The following is a 24,763-nucleotide window of genomic DNA, read 5'->3' as shown; positions in this document are numbered from 1 at the left end:
TTTTAGTTTTCACCAGCTTCCTCTCCCCATGTTTGCAGTTTTTCTTGAAGAATACGTGATATTTTATTGAAATAACGTTTTTGTTTATATCCCATTACCCATTGCACACCTTGAACAGCGTTCGTACAGAAAATCTCGTCCGCTTCTTTCATGATTTCTGGGCTTATCTGTGCCTCAACCACGGGCACGCCTTCGTGCTCCGCCATCTCCATAACAACTTTTCGCATCACACCTTCCACACACCCTTCTGTTAAAGCAGGTGTATACAGTGTTTTGTCGTAATATACAAATATATTGGATATCAATCCTTCGCATAGATTTCCTTCTTGATTTAGTAGAAATACCTCATCGTACGCAAATTTCTTTTTATATAGACCTGCCATCACGTAAATCAATGCATTATTTGATTTCAGATGTGACAAGTCGCTGTAGGGCTTTTTAAAATCCGTATACAAATCAACAATGAGTCCTAATTTTTTATCACGTAGCATAGGCGGCATACGGGACACCTGTAGGACATATACAGGCTTATTGGTTTCCGGCGCGTATGTTCCACCACCTGCTCGGTAAACAATTAAGCGTATACGTACCTGCTGCCCGAGCATATTATTTTTTCTTATCAGTTCTTCGGCTTTGGAACGAATAAAAAAAGCATCAAACTTAGCATATTCATCCAATTGCAGCGTTTGCATACCCTGCTGCAAACGATTTACATGGAGATCCAAAAACCGTATACCGCCATCTTTCCACAACATGGTTTCGAACAGCCCGTCCCCATAGCGTAAGGCGCGATTATCTATTGTTGCGATTTCTTGATTTTCGGCAATAAGCTGCCCATCAAAGTTGATATATTGTAAAGACATAAATTTTCTAATTTAAACTTATCGATCTGTCGACGCGACATAAGACCGCCATTTTTCCAAAACGGCTTGAAAATCGGAAGGAGGAGACATACGAAAATGCATCGGTTCTTTTGTGCGGGGATGAATAAAACCCAATGATTCGGCATGTAATGCTTGTCGAGGCAATAACTCAAAACAGTTATTTACAAATTGCTTATACTTGCTGAATACTGTTCCTTTTAGAATCTTGTCACCTCCATATGATTCATCCGAAAACAGCGGATGACCTATAGATTTAAGATGTGCCCGGATTTGATGGGTACGCCCTGTCTCCAACTCACATGCTATCAACGTAACATATCCCAAACGTTCCAATACTTTATAGTGCGTAACTGACCATTTGCCTTTTTCAGGATCATCATACAGCTCCATTATCCGACGATCTTTAGCATTCCTCCCGATATAACCGGACACTGTACCGTCCTCTGTTATATCTCCCCAAGCTAACGCCAGATATTTTCGATTTATTGTGTGATCAAAGAACTGTTTGGCCAAAAAAGTCATCGCCCATTCATTTTTTGCGACTACCAACAATCCCGATGTATCCTTATCGATCCGATGTACCAAACCTGGACGTCCCGTATTACCTGGTAGAGTAGGCAATTGGCTTAAATGATATGTCAGGGCATTGACGAGCGTTCCCGTATAATTGTTAAAACCGGGATGGACAACCATGCCAGCCTCCTTATTTACCAACAGTAGGTCATCGTCTTCATAAATAATATCAAGCGGTATCTTTTCGGGATAAACTTCTGTATCACGAGGTGGGTCTGGCAAGACCATCGTGACGACATCCAATGGTTTTACCTTATAACTCGCTTTAGCCAATTTTCCATTTACAAAAACAGTTTCGGCATCAATAGCATTTTGAATGCGACTTCTGGAAGTATTTTCCACCCTGTTCATCAAGAACTTATCAAGTCGCAATAGCGCTTGTCCTTTATCGGCTTCAATTCGATAATGCTCGAAAAGCTCCTGCTCATCCTGTTCGTGAATGTCTAATTCTTCTGCCATCACGCAAAAGTATCGAAATCCTTTAAAATCTACTAACTTTGGCAAAAGTATATGTTGGATTTTGAGTTTTACAGTCCCGAAGAAGAGATTGCCCTCCCATTTTATGGAGAGTACGGTGTCCGCGTATTTGTCAAACGAGATGACCTTATCCACCCCTATATATCGGGCAATAAATGGCGGAAACTGAAATATCCTCTGCAGCAAGCAAAAGAAGAGGAGAAAAGTTTATTAGTGACTTTTGGCGGAGCGTGGTCTAACCATTTACTGGCCACAGCGTGTGCGGGGGCGAAATTTGGTTTCCGTACGTATGGATTTGTACGTGGAGAAGCAATAGACAACCCTGTACTCACATTATGTCAGTTATTCGGTATGGAATTACATTTTGTAGACCGGGAGAGCTATCGAGATAAAAAAGGATTGTTTGAGACCTATTTCGCCAGCTCGGAGGAATCTTATTTTATTGAAGAGGGGGGGTACGGCCCGTTGGCCGCTCAAGGATGCAGCGAAATAACAAACGAATTACGTCGTACTTATGATCACTGCTTTTGTGCCTGTGGTACCGGCACTACTTTGGCAGGCTTAGCACACGGTATCGCTAACCAACAACGGGCGACAACATTACATGGTGTTCCTATACTTAAAGGAGGCAACTTTATCCGCGATGAAATCGCGAAACTTGGTGTACTGAACGCAGTGGATATATGTCTACACCTAGATTATCATTTTGGTGGGTACGCAAAGACCAAACCGGAACTCATCGAATTTATAAAAACATTTACGAGTCAGACATCTATCTTAATAGAACCCACGTATACCGGAAAATTGTTCTATGCAGTGCACGATTTAATCGCGCAACGACAGATTGCACCGGGATCGACAGTGTTAGTGGTTCACTCCGGGGGGTTGACAGGTCTTTTAGGGATGCTGGATAAGTTTTAATTATTCAAAAACAATTTCTCCAAAAAAGTCTGGCAAATGGAAATTTGGCGTAGGATATTCTATTTTATTCCACGAAAGGAAATGTGGAGTTGGTAAACTATCGCCGCACTTAAAGAAGTTGCCATGTGCACTAACACCCGTTAAACGCTCTATTTTATCTTTTACAAATACATCTGTTGGAATCACAAGAATGATATTCCATTTCTTTTTTCCATCCACATTTACAACTGTGGTTGCTGTCTGAATTTTTACTGTCGTTTCTGGCTCAAGACGTATTCTCTCGTCTTTTATTCGAGAACCGGCACCTACCAATCCTGTTCCCAATACATTGAATTCGATGTTGTAATAGCTTGCTTTTCCGTCGAACGAAACGAAAAACTCTACACAACTATCTTCCCATACGGCTTCATTGATCCGAACATATTGTGCTTTAACAAACTCTTCCTGAACGCTATAATGGACAAATATCCTTTGATTGTCATGCGCTATCTGGAAATGCACATCGGGCTTGTAAGGAAATCCTTTCCAATTTACCTGTGCTATAGATTGCCACTGCAATGTCTCCATTTGTTGGCTTAAATCATAATATGTAAAGTTTTCGAGCGCTATATCACGGTAAGGTACTTGTAAATGAGTCACCATTTTCTAAATTTATACATGAACACTTTCTTCCAGAATGGATGCAAGTTCCTCTTGATGCCGTTCCATTTCTTGCACTAATTTAAGCTGTGCTTTCGTTCTAACCAAATTATGTGTAGAATAATGTATTTTATAGTAGGTATCGCCGTTTAGATAATCGGTAAGAAAGCGAACGGCTTGCATAAAGGGCAACAAAAATACGCCGTGCAATAATGACGTTGTTTCCTTTTCCGTCAAAAAATCGCATGCTTCGCTCATATACCCCTGCGTATAAGCTTTGAATAATGGTATATTCAATCTAATCTTCTCCGTATCCGGCTCATCCTCTGCTGCAGAATTGATAATAGTGCGAATAGCGTCTCCGAAATCGTAAGCTACGTAACCCGGCATTACCGTATCCAAATCAATTACACATTGCACACGGTCATGCTCGTCAAGTAAAACATTATTGAACTTTGTATCGTTATGGGTAATACGCAGTGGCAAATCACCGCTGTTCCCCATTAATAAAATGGTGCGCATCCGTTCTTCCCGCTTCAATATATAATCTAGTATATCTTGTACTTCGTTGACACGGCCTGCGGCGTTGTCCTTTATAGCTTTACGCAAATTAGCCATTCGGAAGTCGATGTTATGGAAATTCGGTAAAATCTCTATCAATTTGCCTGGATCAAGATCGGATAGCTGCTTTTGAAACTCGCCAAATGCCTTTCCCCCCGCATATGCTTGCGCTTGCGTTTCTACTATATCGTAGCTTTTCGTACCTTCCAATAAGATAAACATTCGCCAAAAGCCATCATTTTCATCTTGGTAGTACAACTTTCCCTCATGGGTGGGAATCAATGTTAATGTCGATTTGTCTACCTTTTCTTTTCCGAAATGTGCTAATTTCTTTTTCAGATGGTCCAATACGACTTTCGTATTCTCCATCAACCCTGCTACGTCAGCAAAGATCTGATTGTTAATCCGCTGAAATAGATAACTTTTACTATTGGTTTTTACTCGATAGGTATCATTGATATGCCCCGATCCAAACCGTTCTACTTGAATGATATCTCCTTCTATATCAAATTGAGATGCAGGACCTAAAATATTATTATTCTTTAATTCAGACATCGGAAATTTTAAAAATTTAACAAAAACTATGTTAAACGCTGGCAATATCTATAAATAAATCAATAAATAAAAGTGCTGAATTAAAGCAAACGTTTGTTCTTTTTCTAATTTGATTTTGCGTAAATCTAAGTTGAGAATCGGGAAACCAAGAATACTATCGTTTTAGTTTTTTTAGAATGATGTGCAACGCTGGAAAAGAATTTGTATTTTAGAGCATAAAATGGGCGTATGCTGACAGAGATTATTATTATAATAACATTGATCATTTTTAATGGAATATTATCTGCTTCCGAAATAGCGATTGTATCAAGTCGAAAAGCTCGTCTTCAGGCGGCAGCAGATAAAAACAACAAATCTGCTCGGATAGCTTTAAATTTAAAGGAAAATCCCAATCAGTTTTTATCTACTATTCAGATTGGCATCACTTTAATCGGCATCCTTACGGGTTTTTTCAGCGGCGGAACTATTTCTTCTTATCTAGCCACCGTATTTAGTCAAGTATCGTTTCTCACTCCCTATAGTCAACAGGTCGCTATCATTGTTGTGGTACTCGTTATTACTTATCTTTCCCTAGTCATCGGCGAGCTTGTTCCCAAGCGGATCGGAATGGCTATACCAGAGAAATACGCGTCATTCGTTGCCACACCAATGCTGTTTTTGAGTAAATTTGTCAAACCATTCGTTTGGTTATTAAGTATTTCAACAGACGCACTTGTTCGGTTACTGAATATCAAGGTTTCAAAAAATACCGTTACAGAAGAAGAAATCAAAGCGTTGGTCGACGAAGGCGTGATGAGTGGCGTCATTGAGAATTTCGAACATGATTTTGTCGATCGCTTGCTCATATTAGGAGATAAACGCGCTATCAACCTAATGGTACACCGCTCAGATATCGATTGCTTGGACCTCCAAAATAGTTTCGAAGAAAACAAGAGCATTATCCGACAGTCTGAACACACTGAATTCCCAGTAGTAGACGGTAGTTTCGACCAGGTGAAGGGTATCATCCATGTCAAGACTTTTCTAAAAAAATATATTGACAATAAACCGATTGACTTGAGATCATTGGTGAGACCCATTCCTTTCGTCAATGAAAACACATCGGCTTACAACATATTAAACGTCCTGAAAAATGGCAGAGCACAACTCGCGATCGTGATTGATGAATACGGTATACCACAAGGTATCGTGTCCATAAAAGATATTGTACGTCAGCTTTTTGGCGACATGAACAATGGAGAAGAACGTTCAGATACCTCTATCCGCAAACGGGAAGATGACTCGTATATTATCGATGGAAGAACACAGCTAGATGATTTTTTAGAATATTTTCAAATCGAGTTAAGCGAAGAAGAGGAAGATGATATCTCTAATATTACTACGTTAGGCGGATTAATATTTCTCACGTTGGACCATGTACCGGAAGAAGGTGAATTCATCCACTTCAAGGACTATAAATTGGAGGTAATTGATATGGATGGTCATCGAATTGACAAGGTGTTGGTGACCACACCGCCCCTTTTTACGAATAACGTCAACGAGAACGCGGATTAATAAGGAATTGTCAACTCTTCTAGTTCTTCAATACTTCCTTTAAACATGTTGAGGTCTACGTTTCCCTTTATGCCCCGTACATATCCTCGTTCAGAGAATTGCCAGAAATTCCAATGCTTTTTAGGTTTATCTACCCAAAAATTGTAATTCGCTATCCACAATACGTAATCAGAAAACTCTTTTTCCAAAAAATCAGTAAAATAACTATCCCCCGAATAGAGGATAGGTTGGATACCGTAATGTTTCTCGATTTCGTCCAACCACCGCTTCAACCCAACCTTTAACGAATCCATGGGCTGCTTGCGTGGACGTTCCTCAATATCCAATACAGGTGGCAGATCACCGGGTCTGAGTTTAACTGTGCTTATAAAGTTACGTGCTTGGCGAATAGAGTTTTCGTTTGGTCGAAAATAATGATAGGCTCCACGTAATTTGGCTCTACTTTGTGCAGCTTTCCAATTTACTAGGAAGCGTTTGTCCTTTGCCTTCTCTCCCATCGTAGCACGAATATACACAAAGTCGATCGGAACCTGATCGTATATGGTGTTGATATCTATCCAATTAATATCGCCTTGGTACTGGGATATATCGATACCATACACGTAATCATCATGCTTCTCCATCAACTTCACGTTGCGCTCTTCATGTTCGCCCGTGGTGTGCCTATCCGTTGACTCTTCCAGAAAAATCCAGCTTTTGAGGGTATAGGAAAAATCGGTTTTAAAATATAGGAGAGCCAATCCTAACAGTATACCTACCGGTACAACCACACTCCAAACCAAATATTTCCTCCGTTCTGCATCGTTTGCTTTAGCCCCTCTCCTAACGGCTTTCCTATGTTTTGTCATATCTCGCAGTGAAAATAGTGGATTTATTTTTCATTGGCAAACGGAAAAAATACGTAATGAGCCAGAGTTTGAATTGTTTTTTTGTAGCTGTCGAGACGTCCCAAAAAATAATCCACCTCATTTTCAAAGGATAATACACAAAGGCTAAAATAAGTTTTGAGAAGCGGGTCGGAATTTCTACTTTTGTCGCGGAGAGTTGGCAGAGTGGTCGAATGCGGCGGTCTTGAAAACCGTTAACTGTCACAGGTTCGGGGGTTCGAATCCCTCACTCTCCGCCAAAGCTTCAATCAAAGGATTGGAGCTTTTTTGGTGTTCCTTTTTCGTGAAAAAGGGAAACCGGAATGCAAAAAAGGGTTCCCGTTTCAGGACCCAAAAGAGGTAATAGGCGCAAATTGCTTTTGCCGTTTTAAATCCGTATATTTGTATACATTTCAAAAAAGGCATCTATCTCTTATCCTCAAGCCATCCGCTTCTTATAAGATTTACACCCTTATTATTTATCACTTTAACCCCTTTTAATGTCAAGAAATCAACTTACATTCAAGAAAAAAGAACTTGCTAAAAAACAGCAACTGAAAAAAAAAGAAAAACAAGAAAGAAGAGAACTAAACAAATCCTCAAACAACAAAGGTAAGTCATTAGAAGAAATGTTTGCCTATGTGGATGAATTCGGCAATCTTTCCGACACGCCACCAACACAACCTTACAAGTTTAAAGAAGAAGACTTGATTCGTCCTGCAGACACAGAAGACGAATATCTTTATGGTAAAGTTTCTTATTATAACGAAGTAGGCCACTACGGTTTTATCCGTGACAACCTGAGCAAAGAAACAGTTTATTTTAACGATAAACTGGCCGGTATGGTCTTAGCCGTAAATCAAAAAGTAAAATATAAATATATTCGTACGAAACAGGGAAACCAGGTTTCAGAAATAGAACTACAACCTTAATCTTTAGGGTAAAACAGAAAATGGCGGGCTAAAAAGCCCGCCATTTTAACATGAAGAGTAGCCTAACCTCCATAGTTAGACTATTCCACCATTATCTCGCTACGCGAACATTCACCGCGTTAAGCCCTTTTTTACCTTGCTCAACATCGAATGTTACGCTATCGTTTTCACGTACGTCACTTACTAGACCTGTTGAATGGACAAAGATGTCCTGACCACCATTACTTGGTGTAATAAAACCGAAACCCTTGGTAACGTTAAAGAATTTTACTGTTCCTTCTTGCATTGTATTAATTGTTTATTGATAAATTATTATTTCTTTTTTCGGTTATTGGTAATTGAAAACCGATTAATCTTTGAATTTTTAAAAGTGTTGGCTTTTCCTCCTCACTACATAAAGAAAGTGCTTTCCCTTCCTTTCCAGCTCTTCCCGTACGGCCGATACGATGTACGTAAGTTTCCGAATCGACAGGCAGATCGTAGTTGATAACAAATGGAAGCTCCTGAATATCAATCCCCCTAGCCGCGATATCGGTAGCTATCAATATATTCACACCACCGTTTTTAAAAGATGTTAAAGCCTTCTGTCGAGCTGACTGCGATTTATTTCCATGAATACTAGCAGCAGCTATTCCGCCTCTACCAAGTATTCTGACCAATCGATCCGCACCGTGTTTCGTACGTGTAAAAATCAAGGTCTGTGTTACGTTTCCAACTCGTAGTACCTCCGCTAAAAAAGCAGCCTTGTCCTTCTTTTCAACAAATGAAACAGATTGTACAATTTTCTCGGCTGTAGACGATACAGGAGAAACATTGATTTCCGCCGGATTATGAAGCATGGTATTGGCAAATTTCCGGATTTCATCAGGCATCGTGGCGGAAAAGAATAATGTTTGTCTTTTCTGAGGGATATGCTTTAAGATACGTTTTATATCATGTACAAAGCCCATATCCAGCATACTGTCTGCTTCATCCAGTATTAATATTTTAATTTGGCTAAGGCTTACGTGTCCTTGGTTAATCAAATCCATCAATCTACCCGGTGTAGCAACCAGTATATCGACTCCCTTACGTAATCGTTCCACTTGTGCAACTTGGGAAACACCACCATAGATCGCCAAACGACTTATGCGGATATTCTTACTGTATTGCGCAACACTTTGGTCGATTTGTATTGCCAATTCTCTTGTGGGAACAAGTACCAATGCTCTCGGCATACGGTATTTATCAGTATCTAATGCCAGCGACTGAAGTACCGGCAAAGCAAAAGCTGCTGTTTTTCCAGTTCCGGTTTGGGCACAGCCGATGATATCTCTGCCGTCCAATATAAGGGGTATAGCTTGTTCTTGTATCTGTGTGGCCGACGAGTAACCAATGTCATTGACGGCTCTTATAATAGGGTCTATTATCCCAAAATTATTAAAATTCATTTCTTTAAAATTATGATTGTACTCCATAACGTCGTTTATAACGTTGACGGATTATCAATCGCATATCCCGACAAGCCTTTGCTTGTTCCCAGTAGAACAATGCATTTTGTTTGTTAGCAGTAATATATCGAGATGTTCAGATCGGAGGGTTTCAACGCCAATCAGCACGAATGCTGTCTATATTTATGATAACTTAAATGGCAACTGAAAAAGCTAAAATTGATATCGCAAGTTAAACTAAACGAATCAGAAAGAGCGTAGGCAGAGCCTTGTGTCACCAAAGGTAATGCTAATTATTTGTAAATAAAAGACTTTTCGTTATTTTTTGAACTATCGCTTATCAATATATATCTTTTGCATTATTAACTTACTATCTGGACATCGCTTGAATAACCCTGACATGCGACATAAAAGCTTGTCTAAAAGACTTGAATTCGACATATTGGATATTGTATTCTTTACAGGTTTGCTGCACAATTTTATTGATGGCAGGATAGTGTACGTGACTAATCCGCGGAAAAAGGTGATGCTCCACTTGAAAGTTAAGTCCTCCTAATAACCATGTTAACACGTTATTCTTCGTAGCAAAATTGGCTGTTGATTGAATCTGATGAACCATCCACTCCTCTTCCACCTTAGATTCATCTATTGTCTTGAACTCTGTTCCAGATACTACATGAGCTAATTGAAACACCGTTGCCAAACTAATACCACAGACAGCACCGGCAATTCCCCATCCAATCAACGTAGGTAACCAACCGACATATATAATAGGTACTAGGACAAACGCAGTAAAATGTAATATCTTACTTGTCCAAAAGATGACTCTTTCACGAAGTGGGAAATGGAATTTATCTGAAGTTACTCCCATCCTCTGCCTAAAATACTTTTCATAATCCTGATAAAATATCCAAGCTAAATAGGAAACACCATATAACACGATAAAATAAAACGATTGATAACGGTGGTGTTTTTTTAATTGCTGGTCGTGATGGATCCGCATGAATTTCACTTCAATATCGTGATCTTCGCCATCGATATTGGTGTAGGTGTGATGCGCGATGTTATGTTTAAGTTTCCAAAAATATATGTTGCCTCCCAATAGATTTAACGTATAGGAAAGCACGGTATTTAAATGTTTGTTGTCCGAGAATGAATTGTGACCTGCGTCGTGCATAATATTGAAACCAATTGCGGCAAGATTGCCACCGAATAAAGCACAGAGTACAATACTTATAGCCCAATGAGGCTGTATAAACACTAAAATGGCATATAACAACGCAAAAGTAGTTAACAGCACCGCTGCTTTGATAAATATTCGTCTATTTCCCGTTTTCTTCTTATCTGTACTCTTGAAATAATCGTTGATTTTAAATTTAAGGGATTTTGAGAACAATGTGTTGACATTGTTAAATTTAATGGATGAGCTCATTGGATCTTGTAAAAGTGGTATTGTATCTCGTTGTCTTTAATGTCTAGTCTATCGGCTAGTGTTTCTTTTGTAAAGATAGGCGTTATACATCACAATTTATCTAGTTAACAGTTAAATGAATGTTAAATCGTAAATTGCCGTTTTAAAGTGTTAAAATTTGTTAATACACTTGATGCTATGTAACATAAGACACGGATCATCGTTATATAAGTAATTCATAATTTAGGTTAATAATTGGTTAGTTAGTGAAAATCCCGGAGCTCCCCGCTTCGGGATTTCTTTTTGTAGAGATAATTTCTAAATTACTATAAAAAGCAAAAGGGTTCAGATTTTATCTGAACCCTTTCTAGCCTCTTTACTTCGTATCTTTTTTTTCCGTTTCTGTGTTTCTTCTTGTTTCTATGTTTCTTTTTTCGAATAAACCCTTTGCTTATTCTTTGCAGATACATTCTCCATAAAGAAGCGTTTATTTTGAAGATCGTCTCTTTTTACTTTTTTGCTTCTCTCATATATAGAACGTTGGCGTGTCTAATATATTGTATAAAAAATATATTTTTTTTTGCAATCTTGATTATAAAATTACTTGTTATACCTTATAGAAAAATGCCCCAGTCGGCTTGTAGACCCTGGAATAGCAATACTACCACCATTTACGGAAGTATTATTGGTATTCAACAACCTAATTTTAATATTTGGCTTGTTGAGGAGCTCATCTGGTAAATTATACGTGAACACCTTAAGTCCAGCAGTAACATTCTGTACTTGGTTTGCAGCAATTTGTCCTGAAAGCTGATAGGCTACAATTTGATTCCAGTTGTCGCCATCAAGCGAATATTCCACCATAAAATCCCTAGGCCCACCACCGGTGCCTGTACTACTAATACTGACGGCTTCAAACTGTAAAGAAAGAGACGAAGTAATTCCTAATGTAGATACATTGTCCATAATCCAGTATCTACCCGCTCCCCACGAATTTACGTTATATGAAGAATTGGCAATAATAGTATTAGCCCCGGGTTTATCTCCTCTGTATTTGTCAATGAGATATATCCCGTTCAACGTATTACCTGCATAAAACCCTGTACCGTTATCTTTTTGAAGCGTTGCATTCGCAGGGCCAGTAGTAGGCGGAAGGTTAGGCGTCCCATTGGGAAACCCTGTGGTTGGTTGGAACTCCCATTCCACCAATACATTCGAAAAACCATTTGCTCGATTTGGATTGATGGCAATATCGGATTCGTCAAGATGGCGGATAGCGTATTGTCCCAAATTGCCATATGCGCTCTCCGTTATTTTGACCACCAAGCCTGTGAGAGTACCAGCACCTTTAGGCACGCTTTTCCGACGATATTCAACATCACGGTTTGTAATGAGATACATGGTCCCTCCTTGTATGTCTCTTATTGGGGCGGGATAGTGCCTCGTTGCATAATCAGCATACGATTGAGTAACATAGAATTCATGGAAATTGGTATATCCACCGTGTGGCATGGCAAATTCCACATCTTTGAGTGTCACTACAGACAATAGATGATCTTCTGTCAAATCGCTCATATACAAACGATGTGGAGCAAAGCTCAAATCAGCTTCACGTGTCAATACATTAGCTGCATTTATACCCTTTATGATTCTATATTCGGCACCACAGTCTTTAAATGAAGCGATTTGGGCACCATCTAGAAGCAAATGCACCTTATCATATTTATTGAATGTAAGGTTTTCAGCAGATTCAAACGCTATCGCTCTACTGTTCTCGTCTTGAATAATATAGGTATTATTTCGGAAGTTCTTGGAAGTTCCGGTGGAAACGATATTTCCTATCACCGATATATTTTCGTCTATCCCGCCCAAAGACAATCCGTTGACATACCCAAAATCTTTCTGTTCAGGCGGGCCGTCGTTCCCAGCAGCCATCTGTGTCACGAATATTTTATCCCATACTTCTATATCCTCGTCTCCCGTATCTTCATATGACAGAATAACGGTTGCGACCCGTTCCTCGTCCAAAGTATTCCGTGTTGTCTGGAATTTAAGGGCTTCCTGTTCTACACTTACACCAACTACCCAGCCACTGCTCTCCTCTTTTTCATAGATAATTTCTACAGCGATTGCCTCCGATGGAATATTACTATTTAATTTAATTTCATGGTTTCTAGGCCGTGATCCCACTTCCATTTCATTTTCCTCTAATGTAAGAAAAGGATCACTAGATAATTGTGTGAGCTTGATTTTATGATATTTTCCATCCTTAACCGTCACAATAAAAAACTCTACTGATCTGGCTTGAACAGCGTCATTTTCATCACACGACAAACGTAATTGCCCGTCTCCTGTTCCCCCTGTATTTTCTACCTTTAGCCAAGCAGCCTCTATTTCCCCCACTTTCCAAGACGTATTGGAAGAAACTTCAATAGATATCGAACCTCCGTCGGCCTTAACGACAGGATTCACATTGCTAACTTCTAACGTATCGGCCATTTCGATCTCTTTGCTACAACCGATAATCGTAGCAAGAAAAAGAAGTATAGATGCCACCGAAAAGACAGAAGGCAATATCTGTTTATAATATTTTTTATTTAGCATAATCGGTTGATTTGTTTATTTTTTTATTTCGATATATGTTGGATAATGATCAGAAAACTTATCGGTAGACGTCGACTGTATAATATCAGCATAAACTACTGTATTTTTAGCGTTATTGCTTACGAAAAGATAGTCTAGTCTAGCGCCTTCATTGGGTCCGTTCGACGATACGTTATCTACTGGCCATGTGGGTTTAAACACGTTGTTGAGCAACGGATACGTATCATGGAAGTTATATACCTTCAACGTATTGGTGACAGTATGGTCTCTACCCGCATATCGATATGCAGATCCATAACTATCGCGGTCAAACTCATTGTGATCGTTGAAATCTCCCCCAATTATAACCGGAACGTCGGTATATAGAGCGGCATCATCCATAATGATTTTTATCTCGTCTTTACGAGCAATTTGATGGACATTCCGTTCATTATCCAATTCATAGGGACAGAGATGAATAGAAAATACTCTTATGCCAGACGTTTCACCCGTTACATAGCCATGATGTAATACGCCGGTTTGAACCACTTTTCGGATGTCTTTAATTTCCTTTTTGGAAGTGATACCTGTGGGGATACCCACCGTTTTTGTCAAAACAGCATAATCATGTCCATAGGCTTTGGCGAACGTGGCAAAGGAGGCATCTGTAAAATGCATCATTTCCTGGAGCAAAATAATATCGGGGTCGTACAGCTTCACCCAATTCGTAAATTCTTGTCTCAACTGGGCATTGTTTTTAAAGCCCTCCTGAATATTATAACTCATTACTTTTAGTACATCCTGTTCGGCTAAGGTTACAGCAATATTATTGTTCTGTTTTTGTTCAATATTAAGCGCTATTTTCTTAGAATTGTATCCCGGAGCGACGACGGTTGCATATCCTGTCGTAGTGTGGCTTGCGTCTTCGATCTGTATTTCTCCATCTTCCCTTGTGAAACCTTCGCCCACCCGAATATGTTTTGGTGCAAGTCTTCGGTAAGACACGACATAAGCACCGTCAATAGGTTTACCCGCTTCGTCTGTTACATGGAAAGTCAATAAAGTTCGATCTTCACCACTTCCGGGAGCAAAAGGTCCCGGATCAAACGCTATATCCCCCTTACATCCTACCGTTATCAGAAATAGAAAAAAGGCAAGCGGCATAATATTCTTTATTTTTGTTTTCATTTTATCATTCCTAGTTTTCATTATCTTATCCTCCTGTTTTATCCCAACCCGGATTTTGGGCCAGATTTTCTTCACTCAATAATATCTCATCTAATGGTATCGGATACAGGTAATCTTTACCCTCATCCCATTTCTTCGTTATATCGGGCAAATTGATAATCCGTCCACCATTTCGACCGTTTTCCAACACCAATTCTCCAAGGCGTTGATATTGTCTGCCCGGTATGGGAGTAGGTGCGCTACCCTCATAAATAACCAAGTCGACTGTACCATTCCGATCCAGATCATACTCGCCTGCCCCTGGAAAATACATGCCATAAAAAGGCTTGGCAAGCCGCGCTCCTTCCTTCCACCGCATAAGATCCCGGTAACGATGTCCTTCTTTAACAAGTTCAATGCGACGTTCACGTCGGATTTCCAGGATAACACCTCTATTTGCTCCAGTTCCTACATTTGGATATTCGGAAATGAGATAAGGATCCGGATTTGCATTGGCCATATCTATATCGAGATTAGGCATATCTACACGGTCACGCAATAGTTTGATGCTACGATTGACATCTGCTTGTGAGAGTGTACCTAACTCTGCCTTAGCTTCTGCATAGTTTAATAGTACTTCCGCATAGCGGAATATCGGCATATCATTGATATTCCTCCCCGCGTCATACTGGGCAGACAAAACATATTTAACATATTGGTATCCGGTTACGCAGGTAGCAAAGTCCGGTACACTCACTTGGTTACTCCCGATCCGTCTATAACCAGGCGTACGGATAGTTTGTCCCAAGCGAGGATCCCTGTTCTGTGTTTCTTCATAGAATTGCATCGTTCTATATCCGGAAATGTCCGTAAAACGGCTGCCGTCTTTCATGAGGTAGCTGTCTACTAAGGATTTTTGCATACCAGGTCTACCGAACGAAGCGGAAAGGATATAAAAGTTAGCCGAATGTATCAATGGAATAGCTTCCGTATATTGCCGTGCCAGGATCATCTCCTCCGTTATGGCATTTTCTGCGATGAACAGCTCGTGGTACGCTGCATCTGGATTACTCGTATAAATGCTATATACGCCTGCTTCCATCAATTCTTCTGATGCTTTTACACATTCCTGAAGAATTTCCTCCCAGTTTCCCAAATCGTGATATTTCCGGAACGTTCCCTCAAATAGGCACATGCGTGACTTTAATGCTAAAGCCGTCCACTTGGTAATCAATTGTGCACTTTTTTCCTGTCTACCGTGGGCTATAGCGAAATCAATGTCTTCCAACATTTTTTCAAACACCAGTTTTCGAGAGTCACGTGGCTTCAGAAGTTCTTCATCATCTGTTCCCAAAGCTTTCTCGTACCAAGGTACATCACCAAATCGTACTACCTTATCGAAATAGAAATACGCTCTGAAAAATCGCGCTATTCCATCGTATAATAGCCGAGCCTGCTCATCCGGACATTGATGGGAGTGCTCCAAGTAAATATTGATTCGACGTAATGCGTCCCAAGACCATCCACCTCCACTACCGGGAGTTATACGTGTTCCCCGGAATTCATCCGGCAGGGTATTACGCGCCTCATCATCAGCTTGATGTGGATTATTATAATGTATAGCTAGTGCATCAGGCAACTCATTATAAAATGCATTAGTATAGTTCTGTAACTCTTGTGCATTACGAAAATAGTTTTCCGGCGCGAGTTCTGCCAAGGGATAGCGCTCTAAATAACTGTCATTGCAGGATACCGCGAAACCAATTATACTTAAAGCAATATAACGGAATGTCTTTTTCATCATCTTTAATTTCTAATGCTGTTTTACTTGATTAAAAAGTTAATTGTGCGCCAAACGAATAGATCTTGCCCATAGGATACGTTCGACCAGTGGGATCAGACATGACTTCTTCGGGATCCAGATAATCCGTTTTCAACTTTGTCCATGTATGCAGATTTTCACCTCCCACATATATCCTCAACCGATTTACCTTAATTCGGTCCATCCACTGTTGCGGCAGCGTATACCCGATGGTCAGATTACGCAGCTTTAAATACGCTAAATCCTGCAAATACATATCGTTCGCAACGGATAGTTCTGCGTTTTGCGCCGTATAACCTCGTAGAAATGGAAAATAGGAGTTAGGATTGTCTTGCGACCAGACTTTGCTTGGGAAATCAACCGGAATAAACGAATCGTATGGACGTGAGTACACCGACCAAAATACTTGACTGTTCGGATCCGGATACCAATGTCTGCGGCCAATACCTTGGAGAAAAACCGTCATGTCAATACCGTTCCAACTTCCTCCCAAAGTCAGCCCATAAGAGTAGCGTGGCAGACTATTTCCGATGATTTTCCGATCACCCGGATCATCCAGGGTATTAGCTCCACTGTTGATAACACCATCACCATTGATATCCATAATCTTAATGTCCCCCGCCTGCAACATGCGCAGTTCTTCTGTAGGTGCTTGCACCCTGCGACGGTTAATCTGGTCTTGGTTCACGATGGAAGCCCAAGCCTGTGCTTCTTCTGTAGTCTTAAAAAATCCGGCATACGTATATCCCCAGATTTCGCCCCAACGCTTACCCACGTAGTGCGAACTGAGATGTCCGTCGGGATTTTCAAATTTAGTAATATGCGCTACGTAGTCAGACAATACTCCTCTTACATTATAGGAAAAGGGTTTCCCAGCTATTTCAAACTGATCATTCCATCCGATAGTAAGATCAAATCCTTTGGTCCGAAGATCGGCTGCATTCACTCGCGGCTCGGTCGCACCGAAAACACCTGGCAGCTTCTGTCCCAAACTAAGCATATCACGTGTATCCCGAATATAGAAATCCGCTTCTACTGACAAGCGGTTTTTCAACATATTTATATCCAAACCAAGGTTACTGGTCGTGATGCTTTCCCATGTCAACGTATTTGCTACCGGGGCAGGGTGGTTCGTTACCGAAAGTCGTTGGCCATCGACTCCGTAATTAATTTGTCCTGTTCCCATAGAAGAGATATAGGCATATGTATCAACTTCTTGGTTTCCAAGTGATCCATAGGACGCCCTGATCTTCAAATTACCTATTAGTGGGCGTATGTTATCGAAAAACGTTTCTTCGCTAAGACGCCATCCGGCAGAGAAAGACGGGAAGAAACCAAATCGACTACGTTTAGGGAAACGCGACGTCCCATCGTAACGACCACTTGCCTCAAAAAGATATTTTTCGGCAAAATTATAGTTGAATCTATAAAAGCCACCGCGCACCGCCCATTCATCGGCACCACCCTTAAACTGTTTATTTCCAACGACTAGATCTAAGTCATTCAATGTTTCGGAAAGTAGATTATCACCTATACCGCCGATGCGTTTATATGTTCGGTCTTCTTGGTTAAAACCTGCGGTCACACTAAAATTGTGGTCACCAAAGTTTGTTTCGTAATTTCCAAAAATATTGATAAAGTTCCAATAAAATTTGGTCATATGTTCGTCCAATCGATCCGAACTGAGTGCGGCTAAATTATGACGTTCCATGACACCGGGAAATTTGGAATAATATTGTGGGGTAGACCGATATGAATAATCCGTTCGATACTCTCGATATGAATAATTGGCTGTCATGGTCAAACCTTTTGCCAACTTGAATATTGCCTCTGTCGTATTGGTCATTTCTGTTCCATTGTTATAGCCTTTCATTGTACCGCTTTCCAAGGCATTATGAAAACCGTAACCAATGGGGTAGCTATTGATCCCCGAATATCCTGTCAATGTACCGTCGGGATTTCGAGGTACATACGCCGGATGGTACTGATAAATCGGGTCGTTGCTCACATTGTTTGACACCTCATTGAAATTGGTAGCTAAGCCATGCCAATCGTAGGAAGACTTAAAGAAATGGGTATTGTTGCTTACTGTCAACCAGTCTTTCAACTCACTCTGTACCTTAGCTCGCAGGTTATATCTTCTAAAGTGGTCAGGATTAATATTAAGAAGTCCTTGTTCTTTTGAAGTAGCTCCAGTTAATGAATATCGGGTCTTATCATTTCCACCCGAAATCGTGACATTATGTTCCTGCTTTGGACGCTTATCGTTATATAAATAATTAAACCAGTCGAAATTCCCATAATAACGGTACATATCTTGCCCACTGGCATTTTGTTTGACAACTACCCACGGTCTGTCGGGGTGTTCCGTCTTATCATTAACCCGTGCCCAAAGTTCAGCGTAATCTTCCTCACTATAGCGTGTAGTTCCATATCCAAGGGCGTTGTACATAGCGTCATCATTGATTCGGGCATTCCAGTATCCAGATGTGATGAAATCAGTATTTACTGCATGGGTGGTATAGCCTACATTAGTCGTATAAGCTATATTTGTTTTACCTTCTTTCGCGCTTTTAGTCGTCACTAATATCACTCCAAATGCTCCACGTGCTCCATACACAGCTGCGGCAGAAGCATCTTTTAGGACCGTAACGGATTCTACATCATTTACGTTGACCCGATCTAATGTTCCCAGGATGCCATCAATCAGAATCAACGGCCCTCCCCCATTAATCGAAGTGGTTCCCCGCACGTTGACACCACCACTGGTACCCGGTCTTCCCGAACCGAAAGTTACATTAACGTTGGGAATAGCTCCTTGTAATGCTTGGCTAAGTTGGGTAACGGGACGCTGTTCAAAATCTTCGCCCGAAATCTGGCTTACTGCTCCCGTCAAATTCACTTTTTTCTGCGTACCATACCCTACCACGACAACTTCATCCAGATCGGCAACTTCTTCTGCTAACTCTATCCCAAATACCTTGGTATCTCCGATACTTATCTCTTGCGGTCTATAACCTATAAGGGAGACGACTAAGACCTGTCCGTTTTCTCCTACGATCTCAAATCGTCCATCTTCCCCTGTCATCGTACCTTTCGATGTGCCTTTAATCGCAACGGTGGCTCCTGATAAAACTTCGCCTTTCTCGTCGCGAACGACACCCGAAATCGGGCGTTGCTGAATAGGTGCTACATAAGATTCTGATTGGTTTTTGGTTTGATGGATTTTGTTAACGATAATAGTCTTTTCTTTTAAATTAAAATCAAAAGGCAAGCCTTTTAATAATAATTGCATCGCTTGTTCCAAGTTTGTTCTACTCGTCTTGATGTGAGCGACCTTAAAACCTTTAACTTCGTTATGTTTGTAAAAAAGGTAATATCCTGTCTGACGGCTAAACTCTTTTAACGCGTCTTCTAGCGAAACATTACTACCTTCATAACTCACATGCTGGGAATAACCCTTGGCACTCAAAAGAAATGTTCCAAGAATCATAAATAATACTGTAAGTCGCATAACCCTAAAAATCTGTGAAGAATAAATTTTACGGAAAGGTATTTTCCGTAAACCGTTTAAATTCATATTTTTGATATAGTTAAGTAGTGAATTGATGTATCCGATTTTTCAATCTTACTATTTGATTATTTAGCGGTAGTATGGCAGTACTACCGTTTTTTATTTTATTATGTTCCTTTCATACATTTAGTTTTTTTGTCCAACCATTAGTTTTCTACCCTCAAGGGAAACATCTATATTTCCGTATGTTAATATGTCCAGTACTTTTTGAATGTCCTCGTTCCTTTTTATTTTACCGACAAATTCGTCTTTTGGATACGCACCCGTATAGATAACTTCCACATCGTACCATCTTGCTAGTTGTCGCATCAGCACGCCCAACTCTACCCGATCAAATTGGAATACCCCCTCTTTCCAAGCCATGATAGCTTCTATATCAGCTTTTGCTATTCTATCCTTTCCATTTTTGTTCGTTATCATTTCAAAACCAGGTTTCAGTACATGTTCCCGCTCTGCCCCTTTGACGCTAACACTACCCTCTAAGAGAGACGTCCGGATATAGGGTTCATCAGCATACGCGTTGATATTGAACTTGGTTCCCAATACCTCAACCTGTTGTCGTGAAGCTTCAACACGAAACGGTCTGGATACATCTCTTTGTACTTCAAAATATACTTCTCCTTTAATGGATACCTTTCTTTCTTCCTTGGAAAAGTTGGATGGGAACGATATAGAAGATGCACTATTCAACCAAGCTTTTGAACCATCGGGCAGTACTACTTGATAAATGCCTCCTTTCGGTGTTTCAATGGTATTGTTAATCGAAGCAACATGATTTGGGTGGTCTATTATTTCAAACGAAACCAACCCATCTTCTTGTTTTCGGATAACAAAACCATCCCCCTCCTCGATCACACCTTCATCTTCATCGGTCAAAACAAATTGCTTGCCGTCTCCCATGGTTAATATGGCTTTATTTCCACCAGGCATAACATGTTGGGGATGCGCTACGATTTTTTCTTCTGGTGTCTTATAGGTGTGCTGCGTTTCTTGACTTTGGTAGATCACAAAAAAGCCTACTAGCAAGACCGCCGCCACACTCGCCCAGACACGCCACGCAATCCTACGTTTTGTAATTTCCGGCCTTTCATCAACAATGCGCTCCCATAGTTCTTCCTTTACCGTGCGAAGATCACTTTCGTTAGTTTCAGAAATTCTCTTTTGAAGTTCATTGGCGTACCAACGCTCCAAAAAATCCCTTTCCTCCTGCGAACATTCGCCGGAAATATATCTTCCTATTAATGCGTGAATTTCTTTCTCTGTCATACGGATTTATATCCTTTACGACTAAGAGACAAGATTCCCCCCATCCGGGTAGTAGAAAAAAATGAAAATAGTTTAAAAGAGAAAAGTTAATGCAACGAAAACAACATAATAGAAGACAATCTCCAACTTAGACTTGAGTATCTTCAACGCATTGCTGACCTGTTTCTTCACCGTTTTGTCTGAGATATTGAGCTCTTCGGCAATTTCTTTATAGGTTTTGTGTTCATTGCGGCTCATTTCAAAAATTTGGCGCATCTTACTTGGTAGGGCGGCTATCTCTTCGGTAATCCGTTCCCGCACCAAATTTTCCCGCAATAGATAATCGGTTTGGTTTTCTCCCGCTTCAAAATACTGAACAAGGGAAAATATATACTTCTCGTGAACCTTATGGTGAACATAGGTGTTCAGCACTTTATTGCGAGTGGCTTTGTATAAATACGCCTTCAAAGACAGTTGGATATTTAAATCTTCTCTTTTATCCCAAAGCTCCACAAATATTTCTTGTACAATATCCTTTGCCGTATCATCACAAGAAGTCATAGCCTTGGCCTGTGCGTACAGATTTTCCCAATAGCGTTCATAAAGCTCCCGGAAGGCTTCCGTTTTACCTTTTTGAACGAAAGACAACAAAAGTTTATCTTCAAAGGATTCGTACATTATAACATACTTGTTTAAAAATGGTCGGTGTATCTGTGACCAAAAATATATCTTTTTTCGATACGAAAGAAATATTTTTATATGAACAGGATGTTAAGGGAATCTTATTTTAGTATAAAATATAAGTCTGGAATGATAAAAAACAAACAATTCATTCTACCACCTTCCCTTTGGCCAAAAAACTATCGTACGTATAGGCATTATAGGGCAATATCTTTTGTGCCGCATATTTCGCAACAAAACATACGATCAAAATAGGTAAAAACAATTCAAACCCATTGGCAGCTAATCCGCAGACTAGGAAGAGAGCAGTAAATGGGGCATAGATCGAAGCCGACAACGTTGCCGCTGCTCCCGCCAGAATGAAGTTGATGAGAATAAGGTTAGTGCTAAAGAACGTATTGCAACATATGGCAAAACCTAGCCCTAATAAGGCACCTGCGACGATACTCGGCGCAAAAACTCCTCCATCTCCACCTGCTCCGAGGGTCAGGGAAGCTACCAGAGGCTTCAGAAGGACAAGTAAAAAAAGAATTCCCAAAGACAGCCGTCCTCCCGTCATTGCGGTATCGACCACCCCTTTCAGACCGTGGTAGCTATCGCCATACAATAGCGGAAAGCAAAAAATTAGTCCTCCGACAATTAGTGCGCCGAGATTGACACGTATAAAGTTATTATTGATCTGTGAGAAAAACATTTTAACACGTGTAACCAACAAGGTGAAATAGATAGATAGGAATCCGCATAGCACACTTAAAAGGATAAAAAAAGGTAATGCACTCGTATACCAATCCTGAATTGTATAGGTGAAAAACGGGTGATTATCAAAAAAATGAACAAATACCCCGGAAGTGATTGCGGCTGCGGTGCATGCCAAAAAAAGTGTCTTATTGAATTTTCTAGCCACTACTTCCATAGCAAAAAGCCAACCGGCAAACGGACTCCCGAACAATACCGCCACACCTGCAGTTACCCCAGCACAAATCAATTCCCGTTTGTACATCTTGGCGACGCCTCTTTTTTCATAAACAGCATTACCAATAGATGCAGTAGCAACTACAGTGGATACTTCTATCCCCGTCGAACCACCAAAGACAACCGTCAAAAAGCCATTGACATAATGGGACGGAATCTTAAATAACGGGAGATGATCTTTTCTGTCGTCTAACGTTTTGAAAATTTCCGTGAGCCCCTTATTCTTTCGGTTGTGGAACAACCATTTACGTAGAAAATAGATAGCCGTAATGCCTATACTTGGAAATAACAGAAAAAACCACGTATTTGTATCGGAAATCCACTCTAGCATTCGAATTTCTACCCACTCGGTGGCGTGTTTTAATGTATAGGCCAATAAACAACAAACCAAAGCTATTCCTAGCGAAACTACTGTAAGTTTCCAGTAATGTTGCTTGATAATCTTATTTCTATCCACTTACCTTTTCTTTTCTATATTGTTGATTTTTTCTGAATAGCATAAATTGCGTGTGTCACGAGTGAATGAATGCTATTTTCGACAAAGGACGGAATAAATATAGAATACTGCTACATCTATCTAAAAAAGCTTTCCAAAAATTTTGGAAAGCCTTCTCAAGTTATTTATTGGATTGTAAGGATTTAACAACCAATTGTTGCCCCATTGGGAATAACCGCATCACGCTTGATGACCACGATACCATCACGTATTGTATGCGTCGAGAAATCAGCATCAGGTAAATGTAATCCACCCTTTATACGGACATCATTTCCGATTCGGCAATTTTTATCGAGGATGGCATTTTCTATATAGCATCGCTCGCCCACACCTATCGGAGGTGGTTGTTGTGTATTGCCTAGCGCGATGACTTCTTCGAGATGTTCATAATGATCTCCGCCCATCATATAGGTGGATTTGATGACCGTTCCTTTTCCTATACGCGAACGTACCCCAATAACAGATCGTTCTAATTTGTCACCATTCAAGATGCAACCGTCAGCCACAATGGTATTGTTCAGTGTTGTACCTGAAATCTTAGAGGGTGGTAACATACGTGCCCGCGTAAAGACTGTTTCGTTAAAGAGGTTAAAATCCGGTACATCATCCGTCAATCCAATATTGGCATCAAAAAAGGAACGGATGGTTCCGATGTCCGTCCAATACCCATCGAACTGGTAACTTAATACTTTTTGGGCCTCAATGGCATCTGGAATAAGTTCTTTCCCGAAATCCATCCCTGGATTCTCTACGAGCATTTTTCGTAATACACCTTTTGAGAATACGTAAATGCCCATCGATGCTAAATAAAGTCGTCCTTGCCGTTGCATATCTTCTGACACTTCTGACGCCCAATTCAGTACTTCTTCGTTGTCTGGCTTTTCCGTAAACGAGGTAATCTCATTGACTTCATTTGCCTTCAAAATACCAAAGCCCGTTGCATCTTTACCATTGACTGGAATAGTAGCTATTGTGACATCGCCACCGTTATCCACGTGAAAATCAATCAACGACGAATAGTCCATCTGATACAATTGGTCGCCTGATAAAATCAGTACATAGTCGTAGTCGACATTGACCAAATTCTTCTGCGTACGTCGAACGGCATCTGCCGTACCCTCAAACCATCGGTCTCCTTCCAATGTCTGTTCGGCAGCGAGTATGTCCACAAAGCCTTTGCTAAAAATACTGAAATTGTAGGAATTCTTGATGTGTTGATTTAGCGACGCGGAATTAAACTGCGTCAAAACGAAAATTTTGTTATATCCGGAATTCAGACAATTAGAAATGGGAATATCGACCAATCGATACTTCCCTGCAATAGGAACTGCTGGCTTAGAGCGCTGTTCTGTCAATGGGAAAAGGCGTGTTCCACGGCCCCCTCCCAATACAATCGATACTACTTTGTGTGCCATACCAT

Annotated in this window: 19 protein-coding genes and 1 tRNA gene; 4 read left to right on the top strand and 16 right to left on the bottom strand. The window is 40.4% G+C overall.

All coding sequences use genetic code 11. The annotated features are described in order from the left end of the window. Positions 1–2: 2 nt before the first annotated feature. Positions 3–863, bottom strand: coding sequence for an aminotransferase class IV (locus G5B43_RS16030; RefSeq protein WP_165295813.1), 861 nt, complete (start codon positions 861–863; stop codon positions 3–5). A gap of 18 nt (positions 864–881) precedes the next feature. Next, complete coding sequence (locus G5B43_RS16025; RefSeq protein ID WP_165295812.1) at positions 882–1,916, bottom strand: RluA family pseudouridine synthase; 1,035 nt, start codon at positions 1,914–1,916, stop codon at positions 882–884. Between the two features lie 51 nt (positions 1,917–1,967). Between G5B43_RS16025 and G5B43_RS16020 the strand changes: the two genes are divergently transcribed. Further along, the gene (locus G5B43_RS16020) at positions 1,968–2,855 is read left to right on the top strand and encodes a 1-aminocyclopropane-1-carboxylate deaminase/D-cysteine desulfhydrase (RefSeq protein WP_165295811.1); all 888 of its coding nucleotides are present in this window, start codon (positions 1,968–1,970) and stop codon (positions 2,853–2,855) included. Here G5B43_RS16020 and G5B43_RS16015 read toward each other — a convergent pair whose 3' ends face one another. Next, positions 2,856–3,497 (bottom strand): carbohydrate-binding family 9-like protein, encoded by a 642-nt coding sequence (locus tag G5B43_RS16015; RefSeq protein ID WP_165295810.1) that lies wholly within the window; start codon positions 3,495–3,497, stop codon positions 2,856–2,858. Positions 3,498–3,506: 9 nt separating this feature from the next. After that, positions 3,507–4,610: a phosphotransferase enzyme family protein gene (locus tag G5B43_RS16010; protein WP_165295809.1), complete on the bottom strand. Its 1,104-nt coding sequence runs from the start codon at positions 4,608–4,610 to the stop codon at positions 3,507–3,509. A 228-nt stretch (positions 4,611–4,838) separates the two neighbouring features. Here G5B43_RS16010 and G5B43_RS16005 point away from each other — a divergent pair, with 228 nt between their 5' ends. Further along, complete coding sequence (locus tag G5B43_RS16005; protein ID WP_165295808.1) at positions 4,839–6,164, top strand: hemolysin family protein; 1,326 nt, start codon at positions 4,839–4,841, stop codon at positions 6,162–6,164. Here G5B43_RS16005 and G5B43_RS16000 read toward each other — a convergent pair. After that, positions 6,161–7,012, bottom strand: a complete 852-nt coding sequence (locus tag G5B43_RS16000) for a glycoside hydrolase family 25 protein (protein WP_165295807.1) — start codon at positions 7,010–7,012, stop codon at positions 6,161–6,163. The two genes, G5B43_RS16005 and G5B43_RS16000, sit on opposite strands and share 4 nt — an antisense overlap. 190 nt (positions 7,013–7,202) lie before the next feature. Here G5B43_RS16000 and G5B43_RS15995 point away from each other — a divergent pair. Continuing rightward, positions 7,203–7,290: transfer RNA gene (locus tag G5B43_RS15995), tRNA-Ser, on the top strand. 240 nt (positions 7,291–7,530) lie between these two features. Further along, entirely contained in the window at positions 7,531–7,962 is a 432-nt protein-coding gene (locus G5B43_RS15990; RefSeq protein WP_240904892.1) for a cold-shock protein, read from the top strand. Positions 7,963–8,053: 91 nt separating this feature from the next. Here the strand turns inward: G5B43_RS15990 and G5B43_RS15985 are convergent, their stop codons facing one another. The 11 genes from G5B43_RS15985 to G5B43_RS15935 form a co-directional block, all read right to left on the bottom strand. Next, positions 8,054–8,248 (bottom strand): cold-shock protein, encoded by a 195-nt coding sequence (locus tag G5B43_RS15985; RefSeq protein ID WP_165295806.1) that lies wholly within the window; start codon positions 8,246–8,248, stop codon positions 8,054–8,056. Positions 8,249–8,252: 4 nt separating this feature from the next. Then, a complete protein-coding gene (locus G5B43_RS15980; RefSeq protein ID WP_165295805.1) occupies positions 8,253–9,392 on the bottom strand; it encodes a DEAD/DEAH box helicase in 1,140 nt (379 codons plus the stop codon). 370 nt (positions 9,393–9,762) lie between these two features. Continuing rightward, entirely contained in the window at positions 9,763–10,824 is a 1,062-nt protein-coding gene (locus G5B43_RS15975) for a fatty acid desaturase family protein (RefSeq protein ID WP_165295804.1), read from the bottom strand. Between the two features lie 579 nt (positions 10,825–11,403). Further along, positions 11,404–13,407, bottom strand: a complete 2,004-nt coding sequence (locus G5B43_RS15970) for a DUF5689 domain-containing protein (protein WP_165295803.1) — start codon at positions 13,405–13,407, stop codon at positions 11,404–11,406. 15 nt (positions 13,408–13,422) lie between these two features. Beyond that, positions 13,423–14,574: an endonuclease/exonuclease/phosphatase family protein gene (locus G5B43_RS15965; RefSeq protein ID WP_165295802.1), complete on the bottom strand. Its 1,152-nt coding sequence runs from the start codon at positions 14,572–14,574 to the stop codon at positions 13,423–13,425. A 25-nt stretch (positions 14,575–14,599) separates the two neighbouring features. Then, a complete protein-coding gene (locus G5B43_RS15960) occupies positions 14,600–16,357 on the bottom strand; it encodes a RagB/SusD family nutrient uptake outer membrane protein (protein WP_240904891.1) in 1,758 nt (585 codons plus the stop codon). A 28-nt stretch (positions 16,358–16,385) separates the two neighbouring features. Further along, positions 16,386–19,868: a SusC/RagA family TonB-linked outer membrane protein gene (locus G5B43_RS15955; protein WP_165295801.1), complete on the bottom strand. Its 3,483-nt coding sequence runs from the start codon at positions 19,866–19,868 to the stop codon at positions 16,386–16,388. 207 nt (positions 19,869–20,075) lie between these two features. Further along, on the bottom strand, positions 20,076–21,215 hold the full coding sequence (locus tag G5B43_RS15950; RefSeq protein WP_165295800.1) for a FecR family protein: 1,140 nt from the start codon (positions 21,213–21,215) through the stop codon (positions 20,076–20,078). A gap of 72 nt (positions 21,216–21,287) precedes the next feature. Beyond that, positions 21,288–21,872, bottom strand: a complete 585-nt coding sequence (locus G5B43_RS15945) for an RNA polymerase sigma factor (protein ID WP_165295799.1) — start codon at positions 21,870–21,872, stop codon at positions 21,288–21,290. Between the two features lie 151 nt (positions 21,873–22,023). Beyond that, positions 22,024–23,304, bottom strand: coding sequence for a chloride channel protein (locus G5B43_RS15940; RefSeq protein ID WP_165295798.1), 1,281 nt, complete (start codon positions 23,302–23,304; stop codon positions 22,024–22,026). A 182-nt stretch (positions 23,305–23,486) separates the two neighbouring features. Further along, positions 23,487–24,758, bottom strand: a complete 1,272-nt coding sequence (locus tag G5B43_RS15935) for a glucose-1-phosphate adenylyltransferase (RefSeq protein WP_165295797.1) — start codon at positions 24,756–24,758, stop codon at positions 23,487–23,489. Positions 24,759–24,763 lie beyond the last annotated feature (5 nt).

The organism is Sphingobacterium sp. SGR-19, from assembly GCF_011043555.1.
Taxonomy (GTDB): Bacteria; Bacteroidota; Bacteroidia; order Sphingobacteriales; family Sphingobacteriaceae; genus Sphingobacterium.
Note: the sequence above shows the minus strand (reverse complement) of the source record. Positions and strands in the feature narration are given on the sequence as shown.